We start from the raw sequence: 15,296 nt of genomic DNA, 5'->3' as shown, positions 1-15,296 counted from the left end.
GGGAAAGCCATCTGCCCATGATCCATATCCCCAAAGCGGAATACAGCCGTCGCCGCAAGGCCCTGATGGCGCAGATGGAACCCAACAGCATCGCGATCCTGCCCGCCGCCGCAGTCGCGATCCGCAACCGCGACGTCGAGCACGTCTACCGTCAGGACAGCGACTTTCAGTACCTCAGCGGTTTCCCCGAGCCACAGGCGGTCATCGTCCTGATGCCCGGCCGCGAGCACGGCGAGTACGTGCTGTTCTGCCGCGAGCGCAATGCCGAACGCGAGTTATGGGACGGCCTGCGCGCCGGCCAGGAAGGCGCAATCCGTGATTACGGCGCTGACGACGCGTTCCCGATTACCGACATCGACGACATCCTGCCGGGCCTGATCGAAGGCCGCGACCGGGTGTATTCGGCGATGGGAAGCAACCCGGAGTTCGACCGCCATCTGATGGACTGGATCAACGTGATCCGCTCCAAGGCGCACCTCGGCGCCCAGCCACCGAACGAATTCGTTGCCCTGGATCATCTGCTGCACGACATGCGCCTGTATAAATCGGCGGCAGAAGTGAAGGTGATGCGCGAAGCCGCACGGATTTCCGCTCAGGCGCATATCCGCGCGATGCAGGCCAGCCGGCCGGGACTGTACGAATACAGCCTCGAAGCCGAGCTCGATTACGAGTTCCGCAAGGGCGGGGCGAAGATGCCGGCCTACGGTTCCATCGTCGCCGCCGGGCGCAACAGTTGCATCCTGCATTACCAGCAGAATGACGCGCTGCTCAAGGACGGCGACCTGGTGTTGATCGACGCCGGTTGCGAGATCGACTGCTACGCCAGCGACATCACCCGCACCTGGCCGGTCAACGGCAAGTTTTCCGCCGAGCAGAAAGCGATCTACGAATTGGTGCTGGCCTCGCAGGAAGCCGCATTCGCTGAAATCGCTCCGAACAAAAACTGGAACCAGGCGCACGAAGCCACGGTACGGGTGATTACCGCAGGCCTGGTCAAGCTCGGAATCCTGCAAGGCGAGGTCGATGAGTTGATCGCGACCGAAGCCTATAAAGCGTTTTACATGCATCGTGCCGGCCATTGGCTGGGCATGGATGTACATGACGTTGGCGAGTACAAGGTCGGCGGCGAATGGCGGGTGCTTGAGGTTGGCATGGCGCTGACCGTGGAACCGGGCATCTACATCGCCCCGGACAACCAGAACGTGGCAAAGAAATGGCGCGGCATTGGCGTGCGCATTGAGGATGACGTGGTAGTGACCAAGACCGGTTGTGAAATATTGACCAGCGGCGTACCGAAAACCGTCGCCGAAATCGAAGCGCTGATGGCGCAAGCACGGACACACGCGGCATGAGTCGAGTCAATCTGGCAATCATCGGTGGCGGCCTGGTCGGCGCCAGCCTGGCGTTGGCCTTGCAGGCCGGGGCCAAGGCGCGTGGCTGGAAAATCGTCCTGATCGAACCGTTCGCCCCCGGCGACAGCTGGCAGCCGAGCTACGACGCACGTTCGTCGGCGCTGTCCTTCGGTTCCCGGCAGATCTATCAACGGCTGGGCGTGTGGCAGGAGATTTCCCGCCGCGCCGAGCCGATCAAACAGATTCACGTGTCCGACCGTGGCCGCTTCTCCACCGCCCGTCTGTCGGCGATGGAAGAGGGCGTGCCGGCACTCGGCTACGTGGTGGAAAACGCCTGGCTCGGCCAGTGCCTGTGGCAGCACCTGGACAAAGACGTGATCAGTTGGCGCTGCCCGGCGGAAGTCACGCGCATGGAGCCGCTGCCTGACGGCTATCGCCTGACCCTCAATGATGAAACCACCGTCGAGTGCGATCTGGCGGTGCTCGCCGATGGTGGTCGCTCCGGTCTGCGCGAACAACTGGGCATCAACGTGCGCAAGCGTCCGTACAACCAGAGCGCGCTGATCGCCAACATCACCCCGAGCGAATCACACAACGGCATGGCCTTCGAGCGCTTCACCGACGAAGGGCCGATGGCCTTGCTGCCGCTGCCGGACAACCGTTGCGCACTGGTCTGGACCCGCCTGGGCATGGATGCGCAACGCCTGGCAGACCTCAGCGAGCGCGATTTCCTCAGCGAACTGCAAGGCGTGTTCGGCTACCGCCTCGGCACCTTGAAACAGGTCGGCGCGCGGCATCTGTATCCGTTGTCACTGGTCGAGGCCGAAGAGCAGGTGCGCTCGCATTTGGCCGTACTCGGCAATGCCGCGCACAGCCTGCACCCGATTGCCGGACAAGGTTTCAACCTGTCCCTGCGGGATGCTGATGCACTGGCTGCCGCACTGCTCGCCAGCGACAAACCGCTGGGCGACTTCGCCACCTTGCAGGCCTATCGCGAGCGGCAGCGTCTGGATCAGGAGCTCACCGTGGGCTTCTCCGATCAGGTCACCCGGCTGTTCGGCAGCACCCAGCCGCTGATCTCGCTGGGCCGCAACATCGGCCTGCTCGGTCTCGATCTGTTGCCACCGGCCAAGCGCTGGTTTGCTCGTCAGGCCATGGGGCTGGGGACGCGGCCGGATGCTTGAGCGGCGGGTCGGCACTTTCACTTTCAGCAGCGCGCCGCCAACTGGCGCGCTGGCTAAAACCCTTTACGGGCGGCGTATGCCGCCAGCGAGACAGGCTTAAAGCATGGAAATGCGCGCAGATCTGCTGATTGTCGGAGCCGGAATGGTCGGCAGCGCCCTCGCGTTGGCGTTGCAGGACAGCGGCCTGGAAGTGTTGCTGCTCGACGGCAGCCCGCTGAGCGTCAAACCGTTCGACGCCGCCGCGCCGTTCGAGCCGCGAGTGAGCGCCTTGTCGGCGGCCAGCCAGCGGATACTCGAACGCCTTGGCGTCTGGGACGGCATCGCCAAGCGCCGCAGCAGCCCGTACACCGACATGCACGTGTGGGACGGCAGCGGCACCGGGCAGATTCATTTCTCGGCGAGCAGTGTGCATGCCGAAGTGCTCGGCCATATCGTCGAAAACCGCGTGGTGCAGGATGCCTTGCTCGATCGTTTGCACGATTGCGATCTGGGCATGCTGGCCAACGCACGGCTGGAACAGATGCGCCGCTCCGGTGACGACTGGCTTCTGACTCTGGCCGATGGTCGGCAGTTGCGTGCGCCGCTGGTGATTGCGGCGGACGGCGCCAATTCGGCGGTACGCCGTCTGACCGGCGTCGCTACTCGCGAGTGGGATTACCTGCACCATGCCATCGTTACCAGCGTGCGCAGCAGCAAGCCGCACCGGATGACCGCGTGGCAGCGTTTCACCGATCACGGGCCGCTGGCGTTTCTGCCGCTGGAGCGTGACGGGCAGCAGGACTGGTGCTCGATCGTCTGGTCGACAACGCCAAGTGAAGCCGAACGCCTGATGGCGCTGGATGAAGCGGCATTCTGTCGTGAGCTGGAGCGAGCCTTTGAAGGTTGCCTGGGCGAAGTCGTCAGTGCTGATCCACGGCTGTGCGTGCCTTTGCGTCAACGCCACGCCAAACGCTACGTGGCCGAAGGCCTGGCACTGATCGGCGACGCCGCGCACACCATTCACCCGTTGGCCGGGCAGGGTGTGAACCTGGGTTTCCTCGATGCGGCGGTGCTGGCTGAAGTGCTGTTGCAAGCGGCGGAACGCGGCGAACGGCTGGCGGATGTGAAGGTGCTGAGCCGCTACGAGCGCCGGCGCATGCCGCACAACCTGGCATTGATGGCGGCGATGGAGGGCTTCGAGCGCTTGTTCCAGGCTGACCCGTTGCCGGTGCGCTGGTTGCGCAACGCCGGATTGAAACTGGTGGAGCAGATGCCGGAGGCCAAGGCGTTGTTTGTGCGTGAGGCGCTGGGGTTGACCGGGGATCTGCCGGTACTGGCCAAACCCTGAGATTTGTTTGAGGCTGATGGCCTCTTCGCGAGCAAGCCCGCTCCCACATTGGAATACATTTCAGGGGTGGGAGCGGGCTTGCTCGCGAAGGGGCCAGAACCGACGCCATGAATTTCAGCTTGTGCAACATCTGGTAACTCCTTGCCCAAGTGTTCGATTGAGCTGGTAAATGTGAGTCCTTATCATTTGGCCCACATTTTCCGACCGAGAGATCACTCCCATGTTGGCACCCAAGCGTCTCCTGACCGCACTGGCCCTGACCCTGATCGGCAGCACTGCCGCCCAGGCCGCCGACGAGGTGGTGGTCTACTCCTCGCGTATCGATGAGTTGATCAAACCGGTGTTCGACGCCTACACCGCGAAAACCGGGGTGAAGATCAAGTTCATCACCGACAAGGAAGCGCCGCTGATGCAGCGGATCAAGGCCGAGGGCGAAAACGCCACCGCCGACCTGCTGCTCACCGTGGATGCCGGCAACCTCTGGCAGGCCGAACAGATGGGCATCCTCCAGCCGTTCACCTCGAAGACCATCGACAGCAACATTCCCGCGCAATACCGCTCCTCCAGCCACGCCTGGACCGGCCTGAGCCTGCGCGCGCGGACCATCGCCTATTCCACCGAACGGGTGAAACCGGGCGAGTTGACCACCTACGAAGCGTTGGCCGACAAGAATTGGGAAGGGCGTCTGTGCCTGCGCACGGCGAAGAAGGTCTACAACCAGTCGCTGACCGCGACCATGATCGAAGTGCACGGCGCCGAGAAGACCGAGAAGATCCTCAAGGGCTGGGTCAACAACCTGTCCACCGATGTGTTCTCCGACGACGTTGCGGTGCTGGAAGCGATCAACGCCGGGCAGTGCGACGTCGGCATCGTCAACACCTACTACTACGGGCGCCTGCACAAGCAGAAGCCCGACCTGCCGGTGAAACTGTTCTGGCCGAATCAGGCCGATCGCGGCGTGCATGTAAACCTGTCCGGTATCGGCCTGACCCAACATGCACCGCACCCGGAAGCAGCCAAGGCGCTGGTCGAATGGATGACCACACCTGAAGCGCAGAAAATCTTCGCCGACGTCAACCAGGAGTTCCCGGCCAACCCGGCAGTGAAACCTTCGGAAGAAGTGGCGGCGTGGGGCAAGTTCGTCGCTGACACCTTGCCGGTGGAAGTGGCGGGCAAGCGTCAGGCGGAAGCGATCCGCATGATGGATCGGGCGGGTTGGAACTGAGTATTTGCCGGTCGCTGTGTTCGCTCAAGATCGCTGCCCTCACCCCAGCCCTCTCCCGGGGGGAGAGGGAGCCGATCTCCATGGCTTTCAAGACCGGAGCTCGGCTCGATGTATCAGGTCGGCGTAAATCGAAAGATCACCACGTTCAGTCCCCTCTCCCTCCGGGAGAGGGTTAGGGTGAGGGCAGCAATCTCGAGCTGAAACACCTGAATCAGAACCACCAACCACCCCTCAGAGTCCCAAAAGTGGCCCACCCCGCCCAACGCCGCTGGTACCCCATCGTCCTCGCCATTGCCGCGCTGGTGCTGTTGCCCCTGAGTGTCCTGCTGCTGTCGTGGCAGACCATCGATCAGCAGATCTGGTCGCACCTCTGGGAAACCCAGATGCCGCGCCTGCTCGGCAACACCCTGACGCTGGTGCTCGGCGTTGGCGTCGGTGTGACGCTGCTCGGTGTCAGTCTGGCGTGGCTCACCAGCCTCTGCGAATTCCCCGGACGGCGCTGGCTCGACTGGGCGCTGATGCTGCCGTTCGCCATCCCGGCCTACGTGCTGGCGTTCGTCTTCGTCGGCCTGCTGGACTTCGCCGGCCCGGTGCAGACCCTGCTGCGTGAGTGGTTCGGCAGCGGCTTACGCCTGCCGCGCGTGCGCTCTACCGGCGGGGTGATTGTGGTACTGGTGCTGGTGTTTTATCCCTACGTCTACCTGCTGGCGCGCACCGCGTTTCTCGCGCAGGGCAAAGGCTTGATGGAGGCGGCGCGGGTACTCGGGCAATCGCCATGGCAGGCGTTCTGGCGGGTGGCGTTGCCGATGGCGCGTCCGGCGATTGGCGCCGGTGTGGCGCTGGCGCTGATGGAGACGCTGGCGGATTTCGGCGCGGTGTCGGTGTTCAACTTCGACACCTTCACCACCGCCATCTACAAGACCTGGTACGGCTTCTTCAGCCTGCCGAGCGCCGCACAACTGGCGAGCCTGTTGCTGCTGGTGGTGATGCTGGTGCTGTACGGAGAGCGGCGCGCCCGTGGCGCCAACCGGGCGAGCAACGAGCGCCCCAGGGTCAAGGCGTTGTATCAGCTGCGCGGGCTAAAGGCGTTCGCGGCGACCGGCTGGTGCACGTTGGTGTTTGCCTGCGCGTTCGTGATTCCGTTGCTGCAACTGCTCGTATGGTTCTGGCAGCGCGGGCGCTTCGATCTCGATGAGCGTTATGCCGGGCTGATCCTGCACACCCTGTATCTGGGCGGCATGGCGGCGTTGATCACCGTCAGCGTCGCGCTGTTGCTGGCGTTTGCCCGACGTCTGGCGCCGACCCGGGCAATCCGTTCCGGGGTCAGTCTGGCCAATCTTGGTTATGCGCTGCCGGGTTCGGTGCTGGCGGTGTCGATCATGCTGGCGTTCAGTTATCTCGACCGCGAACTGGTGATTCCGCTGTCGGGCTGGCTCGGCGGCGCCGGCAAGCTATTGCTGCTGGGCAGTCTGGCGGCGTTGCTGATGGCCTATCTGGTGCGCTTTATCGCGGTGGCCTACGGACCACTGGAAAACAGTCTGGCGCGTATACGGCCTTCATTGCCCGAAGCGGCACGTAGTCTGGGTGTCAGTGGGCCGCGACTGTTTTTCAAAGTGTATCTGCCGCTGTTGCTGCCCGGCACACTGAGCGCGGCGTTGCTGGTGTTCGTCGATGTGCTCAAGGAAATGCCCGCGACCCTGCTGATGCGCCCGTTTGGCTGGGACACGCTGGCGGTGCGGATCTTCGAAATGACCAGTGAAGGGGAGTGGGCGCGGGCATCGCTGCCGGCGCTGACCCTGGTGTTGGTCGGCCTGTTACCGGTCATCGGCCTGATCCGCCGCTCGGCGCACCGAAACACTTAGTCGTCAGTCCTGAATCATGCGGCTACAATGCGCGGCATTCGGTGCGGTTCGTCTGACAGACCCGTTCGCTGAAATCGGCTGAAAGCCTTCTATTTCGAGGCTTTCACCCCGTACAGCGGCTGTCCGCACCTTCGCCACGCCCGGAAGGAGAAACCCATGGGACAGCGTACGCCTCTGTATGACCTGCATCTCGCCCTCGGCGCGAAGATGGTCGATTTTGGCGGTTGGGACATGCCACTGCATTACGGCTCGCAGGTCGAGGAACACCACGAGGTGCGCCGCGATTGCGGGGTGTTCGATGTTTCCCATATGACCGTTATCGACATTGACGGCCCCCAGGCCAAGGCCTGGCTGCAGCATTTGCTGGCCAATGACGTCGAACGCCTGCATCGCCCCGGCCGCGCGCTCTACAGCACGATGCTCAACGAACGTGGCGGCATCGTCGACGACATGATCGTCTATCGCCTCGAAGACCGTTATCGTCTGGTGTTCAACGCCTCCACTCGCGACCAGGATCTGGCGTGGATGCAGGCGCAGGTCGCCGGTTACGACGTGCATCTGCACGAGCGTCAGGATCTGGCGATGCTCGCCATTCAAGGCCCGCAGGCCCGGCAGAAGATTGCCGAACTGGTGACCCAGTCCCGCGCCGCACTGATCCAGCACCTCAAACCGTTCGAAGCCGAAGTCGATGGCGACTGGTTCATCGCCCGCACCGGTTATACCGGTGAAGACGGCCTGGAAATCGCTTTGCCGGCCGAGCAGGCGCCGGGATTTTTCAACGATCTGGTCGGTGCCGGTATTTCGCCAATCGGCCTCGGCGCCCGCGACACGTTGCGGGTCGAAGCCGGGATGAACCTCTACGGCCAGGACATTCATCAGGATGTCTCGCCGCTGGCGTCCAATATGGCCTGGAGCATCGCTTGGGAACCGGCTTCGCGGCAGTTCATCGGTCGCTCGGCGCTGGAAGCGGAAAAAGCCGCCGGCGTTGCGCACAAACTGGTGGGTCTGGTGCTTGAGGAGCGCGGTGTTTTGCGCGCCCATCAAGTGGTTCGTATCGCCGATGTTGGCGAAGGAGAGATCACCAGTGGTAGTTTCTCTCCTACGCTAAGCAAATCGATTGCCCTGGCGCGTGTACCGATGGCTACCGCCGACCGCGCCGAAGTGGAAATCCGTGGCAAGTGGTATCCGGTACGAGTGGTCAAACCGACCTTCGTGCGCCATGGTAAAACCTTGATCTGACCTTTTCCGGCGGGCCTGACCGCTGACAATTTTCTTGAGGACACCGAGCATGAGCAATATCCCCGCTGAACTGCGTTTTGCCGAAAGTCATGAATGGGCACGCCTGGAAGCCGACGGCACCGTTACCGTGGGCATCAGCGATCACGCGCAGGAAGCGCTGGGCGATGTGGTGTTCGTTGAACTGGCCGAAGTCGGCAAGGTGTTTGCTGCCGGTGAGGCTGCCGGTGTTGTCGAGTCGGTGAAGGCCGCGTCCGACATCTACTCCCCGATCGGCGGTGAAGTGATCGCGGTCAACGAAACGCTGGCTGACTCGCCGGAAGAGCTGAACAACGATCCGTACGCCGCATGGATCTTCAAGCTCAAGCCAAGCGACAAGGCCGAGCTGGACAAGCTGCTGGACGCTGCTGCCTACAAGGCTGCCATCGGCGAATAAGCAGACTGTAATACTGCAAAAGCCCCGATCTCTCGGGGCTTTTTTGTGGGCGCCGATCAGGCGTCGCGCAGCACCGCTTTCACCGCCGCCACCGAACGCTCGACGTCGTCCTTGGTCATGGTGGTGAACATCGGCAACGACACAATCAGTCGCCCGACCCGCTCGGCCACCGGCAACATCCCTTCCTTGAAACCGCGCTCGCGGTACAGACTCAGCAAGTGAATCGGCGGGTAGTGATAGCCGATGCCGATGCCTTTGGCCTGCATCTGCTCCATGAACGTGGCGCGGGCCGGCAAGCCGTCCTTGCGCTCCGGCAGGACCAGCTGGAACAGGTGCCAGTTGCTCTGGGTGAAGTCCGCCGGTGGCAGTTGGGCGCCATAAGTCGCTTCAAAGTCATCGCCAAAACATTTGAAGTAGTGCCGGGCCAGTTCCTGACGATGGGCGGTCAGCGCCTCGATATGGGCGAACTGGCCGAGGCCGATGGTGGCAGCGACATCGGTCATGTTGAACTTGCCGCCGAGCACATCAACGTCCAGACCATCAAAGCCGTTGCGGGTCACGCCCTGCAAGCGGTACTTCTCCGCCAGCCGTGCTTCTTCCGGGGTGTTCAGCACCAGGCAGCCGCCCTCGGAACAGGTGACGTTCTTGTTCGCCTGAAAGCTGAACGACACGAAATCGCCGGTGGCGCCGATGCGCTGGCCGTTCCAGCTCGACCCCAGGGCCTGAGCGGCGTCTTCGACAATGCGCAAGTTGTGTTTGCGGGCGATGGCGTACAAGCGTTCCATGTCCACCGGCAGGCCGGCGAGGTACACCGGAATCACTGCTTTGGTGCGTGGGGTGATCGCCGCTTCGAGCCGGTCCAGATCGATATTGCGGGTCACCGGGTCGATGTCGGCAAACACCGGTGTGGCGCCGACTTCGAGGATCACGTTGGCGGTGGCGACCCAGGAAATCGGCGTGGTGATCACTTCGTCACCCGGCCCGATGCCGGCGATGCGCAAGGCGATTTCCATGGTGCAGGTGCCGGAGTTGAAGGTGCGCACCGGGCGCCCGCCGAAGTATTCCGACAGTTGTGCTTCAAAGGCCTGGACCTTCGGCCCGCTGGTGATCCAGCCGGAGCGCAGTACATCGCCGACGGCGGCAATCGTGGCTTCATCAATGACAGGTTTGGAAAACGGCAGGAACGGCAGTTGGCTCATGAGGATTCGATCATCCGAAAGTTGGACGCCTGATGCAGGCGCTACAGCATGCCCCGGAACCTCCTCTGCCGCCAAGCCGTGCGCGTCGGGATCGGCTGCTATGCTGGTTTGACCGTGTTGCATTGACGCCGAGCGCCAGCCAAGAGAGAGCCCGTCATGTCCCAGTTGCCATCCTTGAGCCAGTTACGCGACCCCGAAGCCTTTCTGCGCCGCCATTTGGGCCCCGACGCCGCCGAACAGCAGGCGATGCTCGACAGCCTCGGTCTGGGCAGCCGGGTCGAACTGATCGAGCAGACGGTGCCGCCGGGCATTCGCCTGAATCGGGCGCTGGACTTGCCGCCGGCCCTTGATGAGCAGGCGGCGCTGGCCAAGCTGCGCGGTTACGCCGAGCAGAATCAGGTCTGGACCAGCCTGATCGGCATGGGCTACCACGGCACGCTGACGCCGACGGTCATCCTGCGCAACGTGCTGGAAAATCCCGGCTGGTACACCGCGTACACCCCGTATCAACCGGAGATCGCCCAGGGCCGTCTCGAAGCGTTGTTGAATTTTCAGCAACTGACCATCGACCTCACCGGTCTTGAACTGGCCAACGCCTCTTTGCTCGACGAAGCCACCGCCGCTGCAGAAGCCATGGCGCTGGCCAAGCGTGTGGCGAAGTCGAAGAGCAATCTGTTTTTCGTCGATGAGAACTGTCATCCGCAAACCATCTCCGTGGTGCAAACCCGCGCCGAAGGTTTCGGCTTCGAGCTGATCATCGACGCTGTGGATAACCTCAACCAGCATCAGGTGTTCGGCGCGTTGCTGCAGTATCCCGACACTCACGGCGAGATCCGTGATCTGCGTCCGGTCATCGATCAGTTACACGCGCAGCAGGCGTTAGCGTGTGTCGCCACCGATCTGCTGAGCCTGTTGCTGCTGACACCGCCGGGTGAATTGGGCGCGGATGTCGTGTTCGGTTCGTCCCAGCGCTTTGGCGTACCGATGGGCTACGGTGGCCCGCATGCGGCGTTTTTTGCCAGTCGCGAGGAGTACAAACGGGCGATTCCGGGGCGGATCATCGGCGTGTCGAAAGACGCTCGTGGCAACGTCGCATTGCGCATGGCCCTGCAAACCCGTGAGCAGCATATTCGCCGCGAGAAGGCCAACTCGAACATCTGCACCGCGCAGGTGCTGCTGGCCAACATCGCCAGTTGCTACGCGGTGTATCACGGGCCGCAAGGCTTGAAACGCATCGCCCAGCGCGTGCACCGCTTGACCTGCATCCTGGCGGCGGGCCTTGAGCGCCATGGTATTGCGCGGGTCAACGCACAGTTTTTCGACACCCTCACGCTGGAGGTTGGCGGCGCGCAGAGCGCGATCATCGATAGCGCCAAGGCTGCGCAGATCAACCTGCGGATTCTCGGCCGTGGCCGAGTCGGCTTGAGCCTCGACGAGACTTGCGATGAAAACACGGTGGCCAAACTGTTCGACGTGCTGCTCGGTGCCGATCATAGTTTGAACGTCGACGACATTGACGCAGAAGCACTGGTTTCCGGCATTCCCGACCACCTGCAGCGCAACACGCCGTACCTGCGCCACCCGGTGTTCAACGCGCATCACAGCGAAACCGAGATGCTGCGCTACCTCAAGCAACTGGAAAATAAGGATCTGGCGCTCAACCAGTCGATGATCCCACTGGGCTCCTGCACCATGAAACTCAACGCCACCAGCGAGATGATCCCGATCACCTGGCCGCAGTTCGCCAACCTGCACCCGTTCGCGCCACGGGAACAGGCGGTCGGTTACACCTTGATGATTGAAGAACTGGAGCGTTGGTTGTGCGCGATCACCGGGTTCGATGCGATTTGCATGCAGCCCAACTCCGGCGCTCAGGGCGAGTACGCCGGGCTGCTGGCGATTCGCAAATATCACGAGAGCCGGCAGCAGGGCGCGCGGGATATCTGCCTGATCCCGTCCTCGGCGCACGGCACCAACCCGGCCTCGGCGCAGATGGCCGGGATGCGCGTGGTGATCGTCGAGTGCGACGAGGCCGGCAACGTCGATCTGGACGACCTGAAAACCAAGGCTGCCGAGGCGGGGGACAAGTTGTCGTGCCTGATGGCGACCTATCCGTCGACCCATGGTGTGTACGAGGAGGGCATCAGCGAAATCTGCGAAGTTATCCACAAGCATGGTGGTCAGGTGTACATGGATGGCGCGAACCTCAATGCGCAGGTCGGGCTGGCGCGGCCGGCGGACATCGGCGCCGACGTGTCGCACATGAACCTGCACAAGACTTTCTGCATTCCCCACGGCGGTGGCGGGCCGGGCATGGGGCCGATCGGTATTCGCGCGCATCTGGCGCCGTTCGTTGCCAATCACCCGGTGGTGCCGATTGACGGCCCTTTGCCACAGAACGGCGCAGTCAGCGCGGCGCCGTGGGGCAGTGCGAGCATTTTGCCGATCAGCTGGATGTACATCGCGATGATGGGGCCGCAACTGGCGGATGCCAGCGAAGTGGCGATCCTCGCGGCGAACTATCTGGCGCAGCATTTATCCGGCGCATTCCCGGTGTTGTACACCGGGCGCAACGGGCGGGTCGCTCACGAATGCATTCTCGACCTGCGGCCCTTGAAGGCGCAGACCGGGATCAGTGAAGAGGACGTCGCCAAGCGCCTGATGGACTATGGTTTCCATGCGCCGACCATGTCCTTCCCGGTGCCAGGGACGTTGATGGTCGAGCCGACCGAGAGCGAGTCCAAGGCCGAACTCGATCGTTTCATCGGCGCGATGCTGAGCATCCGCGCGGAAATCACCGAAGTGCAGAACGGCAACTGGCCGGCGGAAGACAACCCGCTCAAGCGCGCGCCGCATACCCTGGCGGATGTCACCGGAGTGTGGGAGCGGCCTTACAGCATCGAGCAGGGGATCACCCCGGATGCGCACACCAAGGCGCACAAGTATTGGCCGGCGGTGAATCGGGTGGATAACGTTTATGGGGATCGCAATCTGTTTTGTGCCTGCGTCCCGGTAGACGATTACCGCTGATCTTCAGGCAACACGCAGAGCCATAGTGGGAGCGGGCTTGCTCGCGAAGGCGTCGTGTCAGAAAAATGGATGCGTCTGACCCACCGCCTTCGCGAGCAAGCCCGCTCCCACAGGGGGTCGTGGTGAATTCGACATTACGGGCAAAAAAATGCCGCTCGATCGAGCGGCATTTTTGTTGGCGCCTGGCTTACTCGGAGGCCACTGCGTTCTTCGCCAGAATCGCATTCGCCAGTTCCATGTCCGTGGCCTGCAGGCCCGGATTGTCGGCGCGGACTTTCTGCATCGCTGCTTCCAGGTACGGCCCACGGATGCCGCCATCGCTGGCAACGAAGCTGCCGGCATCGTCCTGTGCGGCAACGATCAGCTTGTGATCCTTGAAGGTCAGGTAGGTCGAACCGGTGGTGGCGCCGGACGAAATGACGTTACGCCAAAAGCTGTCGGCCATCGCTGAACCAACGGGAAGGGACAGCAAGGCAACGGTGGCGACAGCAAGTTTGAGACGCATGATTGAGTGACTCCTGGGGGTTAACTACGGCGTTGGATAACGATTCGCCAATCCGGTTCCGTAGTGGCCTATTTCTGCTCGCTCTGCGGTGTCACCCGCAGCACTTCTTCGAGGGTGGTCAGCCCCGCCGCGACCTTCTGCGCACCCGACAGGCGCAGGCTGCGCATGCCTTCCTTGAAGGCTTGCCGGCGGATGGCGGTGAGGTCGGTGTCGGGGGTGATGAGCGCTTTGAGGCTATCGCTCAACTGCATGATTTCGTAGACCCCGGCGCGTCCGCGATAACCGGTGTCGCGACACTCCAGGCAACCGATAGCGCGTTGCGCATTGCCCGGCAGCGGCGCCTGCCAGGGCCGGGTCAGGGTTTGCCAGTCTTCCTCTTCCAGCGTCAGCGGCGCCTTGCAGTGCGGGCACAGGGTGCGCACCAGACGCTGGGCCATGACCCCGAGCACCGTGGCTTTAATCAGATAGTGCGGCACGCCGAGTTCCAATAGCCGACTGATCGCGCTGGGGGCATCGTTGGTGTGCAGGGTCGACAGCACTAGGTGGCCGGTGAGTGCCGCCTGAATCGCCATTTCTGCGGTTTCCAGGTCACGGATCTCGCCGATCATGATGATGTCCGGGTCTTGCCGCATCAGCGCGCGCACGCCGGCGGCGAAGCTCAGGTCGATGTTGTGCTGCACCTGCATCTGGTTGAACGCCGGCTCGACCATTTCGATCGGGTCTTCGATGGTGCAGAGGTTGATCTCCGGCGTCGCCAGTTTTTTCAGCGTGGTGTAGAGCGTGGTGGTCTTGCCCGAACCAGTGGGCCCGGTCACCAGAATGATGCCGTTGGGCTGACGGGTCATGTCCTGCCAGCGGCGCAGGTCGTCGGCGGAAAAGCCCAACTGATCGAAGTCCTTGAGCAGCACTTCCGGGTCAAAAATCCGCATGACCATTTTTTCGCCAAACGCGGTGGGCAGCGTTGAGAGCCGCAGCTCCACCTCGCCGCCGTCCGGGGTTTTGGTCTTGACCCGGCCGTCCTGGGGTTTGCGCTTCTCGGCGACGTTCATCCGCCCGAGGCTTTTCAGGCGACTGACGATCGCCATGGTCACCTGCGGCGGGAATTGATAGACGTTGTGCAGCACGCCGTCGATGCGGAAACGCACGGTGCCCTGTTCGCGGCGCGGTTCGATGTGGATATCGCTGGCGCGCTGCTGGAAGGCGTACTGGAACAGCCAGTCGACGATGTTGACGATGTGCGCGTCGTTGGCGTCCGGTTCCTGATCGCTGGCGCCGAGGTTGAGCAGTTGTTCGAAGTTGCCGAGGTTACCGCTCTGCGCGTCGGCAGTGCTGGCGCCGCTGACCGATTTGGCCAGGCGAAAGAACTCGACGCTGAAACGCTGGATATCCACCGGGTTGGCGACCACCCGTTTGATCGGCAGCTTCAGCACGTGGGTCAGGTCAGCCTCCCAACCGGTGACGTAGGGCTGGGCGCTGGCCACGACCACTGCGTCGCGGTCGACCGCCACCGCGAGAATCTTGTGCCGTTGGGCAAAGGCGTAGGACATCAGCGGAGTGATCGCCGCGACGTTGATCTTCAACGGGTCGATGCGCATGTACGGCTGGCCGGCCTGCTGCGCCAGCCACAGGGTCAGGCTTTCCAGGTCCAGATGTTTGCCTGGACGGCTGAGGTCATCCAGTTGCTGGCTGGCGATGAACTCCAGCGGATGTTGCTGGCCGTGGGTCGCGTGGCGGCGGCGGGCGTTGAGCGCCTGCTCCGCCGAGTCCTGGCTGATAAAACCCTGGGCGACCAGTTCACGCAACACATCGTTGAGATCCAGCCAGCGGTCCTGAGTGGCGAGTTGAACGGACATGCGGGCTCCTTTTGAACGACTGTGCGCAAAGGATAGTCGTGGCCCCGCAGACTGTTGGGCCACTACCCGACAAAGCCGTTGCCGGAT

At 62.8% G+C, this 15,296-nt stretch carries 11 protein-coding genes; 8 read left to right on the top strand and 3 right to left on the bottom strand.

Translation table 11 applies throughout. The features are described from left to right. The first annotated feature begins 17 nt into the window (after positions 1 to 17). The 7 genes from pepP (at position 18) to gcvH (ending at position 8,622) form a co-directional block, all read left to right on the top strand. Positions 18 to 1,352, top strand: a complete 1,335-nt coding sequence (pepP, locus tag J1G18_RS01650; protein ID WP_135296803.1) for a Xaa-Pro aminopeptidase — start codon at positions 18 to 20, stop codon at positions 1,350 to 1,352. Then, a complete protein-coding gene (ubiH, locus tag J1G18_RS01645; protein ID WP_098966175.1) occupies positions 1,349 to 2,536 on the top strand; it encodes a 2-octaprenyl-6-methoxyphenyl hydroxylase in 1,188 nt (395 codons plus the stop codon). The genes pepP and ubiH overlap by 4 nt, the downstream gene beginning before the upstream one ends. A gap of 109 nt (positions 2,537 to 2,645) precedes the next feature. Beyond that, a complete protein-coding gene (locus tag J1G18_RS01640; protein WP_171061890.1) occupies positions 2,646 to 3,863 on the top strand; it encodes a 2-octaprenyl-3-methyl-6-methoxy-1,4-benzoquinol hydroxylase in 1,218 nt (405 codons plus the stop codon). A 220-nt stretch (positions 3,864 to 4,083) separates the two neighbouring features. Next, the gene (locus J1G18_RS01635; RefSeq protein ID WP_135296801.1) at positions 4,084 to 5,088 is read left to right on the top strand and encodes an extracellular solute-binding protein; all 1,005 of its coding nucleotides are present in this window, start codon (positions 4,084 to 4,086) and stop codon (positions 5,086 to 5,088) included. 245 nt (positions 5,089 to 5,333) lie between these two features. Next, a complete protein-coding gene (locus J1G18_RS01630) occupies positions 5,334 to 6,950 on the top strand; it encodes an ABC transporter permease (protein WP_223006998.1) in 1,617 nt (538 codons plus the stop codon). Positions 6,951 to 7,106: 156 nt separating this feature from the next. Next, the gene (gene gcvT / locus J1G18_RS01625; protein ID WP_027610497.1) at positions 7,107 to 8,189 is read left to right on the top strand and encodes a glycine cleavage system aminomethyltransferase GcvT; all 1,083 of its coding nucleotides are present in this window, start codon (positions 7,107 to 7,109) and stop codon (positions 8,187 to 8,189) included. Positions 8,190 to 8,238: 49 nt separating this feature from the next. Then, entirely contained in the window at positions 8,239 to 8,622 is a 384-nt protein-coding gene (gene gcvH, locus J1G18_RS01620) for a glycine cleavage system protein GcvH (protein ID WP_027610498.1), read from the top strand. A gap of 56 nt (positions 8,623 to 8,678) precedes the next feature. Here gcvH and J1G18_RS01615 read toward each other — a convergent pair whose 3' ends face one another. Next, positions 8,679 to 9,821, bottom strand: coding sequence for a DegT/DnrJ/EryC1/StrS family aminotransferase (locus J1G18_RS01615; RefSeq protein ID WP_223006997.1), 1,143 nt, complete (start codon positions 9,819 to 9,821; stop codon positions 8,679 to 8,681). Between the two features lie 156 nt (positions 9,822 to 9,977). Here J1G18_RS01615 and gcvP point away from each other — a divergent pair, with 156 nt between their 5' ends. Then, on the top strand, positions 9,978 to 12,851 hold the full coding sequence (gene gcvP, locus J1G18_RS01610) for an aminomethyl-transferring glycine dehydrogenase (RefSeq protein ID WP_223006996.1): 2,874 nt from the start codon (positions 9,978 to 9,980) through the stop codon (positions 12,849 to 12,851). Between the two features lie 187 nt (positions 12,852 to 13,038). Here gcvP and J1G18_RS01605 read toward each other — a convergent pair whose 3' ends face one another. Together J1G18_RS01605 and J1G18_RS01600 are read right to left on the bottom strand one after the other, a co-directional pair. Continuing rightward, positions 13,039 to 13,359, bottom strand: a complete 321-nt coding sequence (locus J1G18_RS01605; RefSeq protein WP_177409030.1) for a DUF2388 domain-containing protein — start codon at positions 13,357 to 13,359, stop codon at positions 13,039 to 13,041. A gap of 65 nt (positions 13,360 to 13,424) precedes the next feature. Continuing rightward, positions 13,425 to 15,209, bottom strand: a complete 1,785-nt coding sequence (locus J1G18_RS01600; RefSeq protein WP_007967966.1) for a GspE/PulE family protein — start codon at positions 15,207 to 15,209, stop codon at positions 13,425 to 13,427. Between the last annotated feature and the right edge of the window lie 87 nt (positions 15,210 to 15,296).

Source organism: Pseudomonas sp. MIS38, assembly GCF_019891575.1.
GTDB classification, from domain to species: domain Bacteria; phylum Pseudomonadota; class Gammaproteobacteria; order Pseudomonadales; family Pseudomonadaceae; genus Aquipseudomonas; species Aquipseudomonas putida_A.
Note: the sequence above shows the minus strand (reverse complement) of the source record. Positions and strands in the feature narration are given on the sequence as shown.

What these genes read in the sequence shown, in the direction of transcription:
- pepP (WP_135296803.1), top strand. Translation starts at nt 18, where the DNA reads ATGATCCATATCCCCAAAGCGGAATACAGCCGTCGCCGCAAGGCCCTG.
- gcvP (WP_223006996.1), top strand. Translation starts at nt 9,978, where the DNA reads ATGTCCCAGTTGCCATCCTTGAGCCAGTTACGCGACCCCGAAGCCTTT.
- gcvT (WP_027610497.1), top strand. Translation starts at nt 7,107, where the DNA reads ATGGGACAGCGTACGCCTCTGTATGACCTGCATCTCGCCCTCGGCGCG.
- J1G18_RS01640 (WP_171061890.1), top strand. Translation starts at nt 2,646, where the DNA reads ATGCGCGCAGATCTGCTGATTGTCGGAGCCGGAATGGTCGGCAGCGCC.
- J1G18_RS01600 (WP_007967966.1), bottom strand. Translation starts at nt 15,209, where the DNA reads ATGTCCGTTCAACTCGCCACTCAGGACCGCTGGCTGGATCTCAACGAT.
- gcvH (WP_027610498.1), top strand. Translation starts at nt 8,239, where the DNA reads ATGAGCAATATCCCCGCTGAACTGCGTTTTGCCGAAAGTCATGAATGG.
- ubiH (WP_098966175.1), top strand. Translation starts at nt 1,349, where the DNA reads ATGAGTCGAGTCAATCTGGCAATCATCGGTGGCGGCCTGGTCGGCGCC.
- J1G18_RS01635 (WP_135296801.1), top strand. Translation starts at nt 4,084, where the DNA reads ATGTTGGCACCCAAGCGTCTCCTGACCGCACTGGCCCTGACCCTGATC.
- J1G18_RS01615 (WP_223006997.1), bottom strand. Translation starts at nt 9,821, where the DNA reads ATGAGCCAACTGCCGTTCCTGCCGTTTTCCAAACCTGTCATTGATGAA.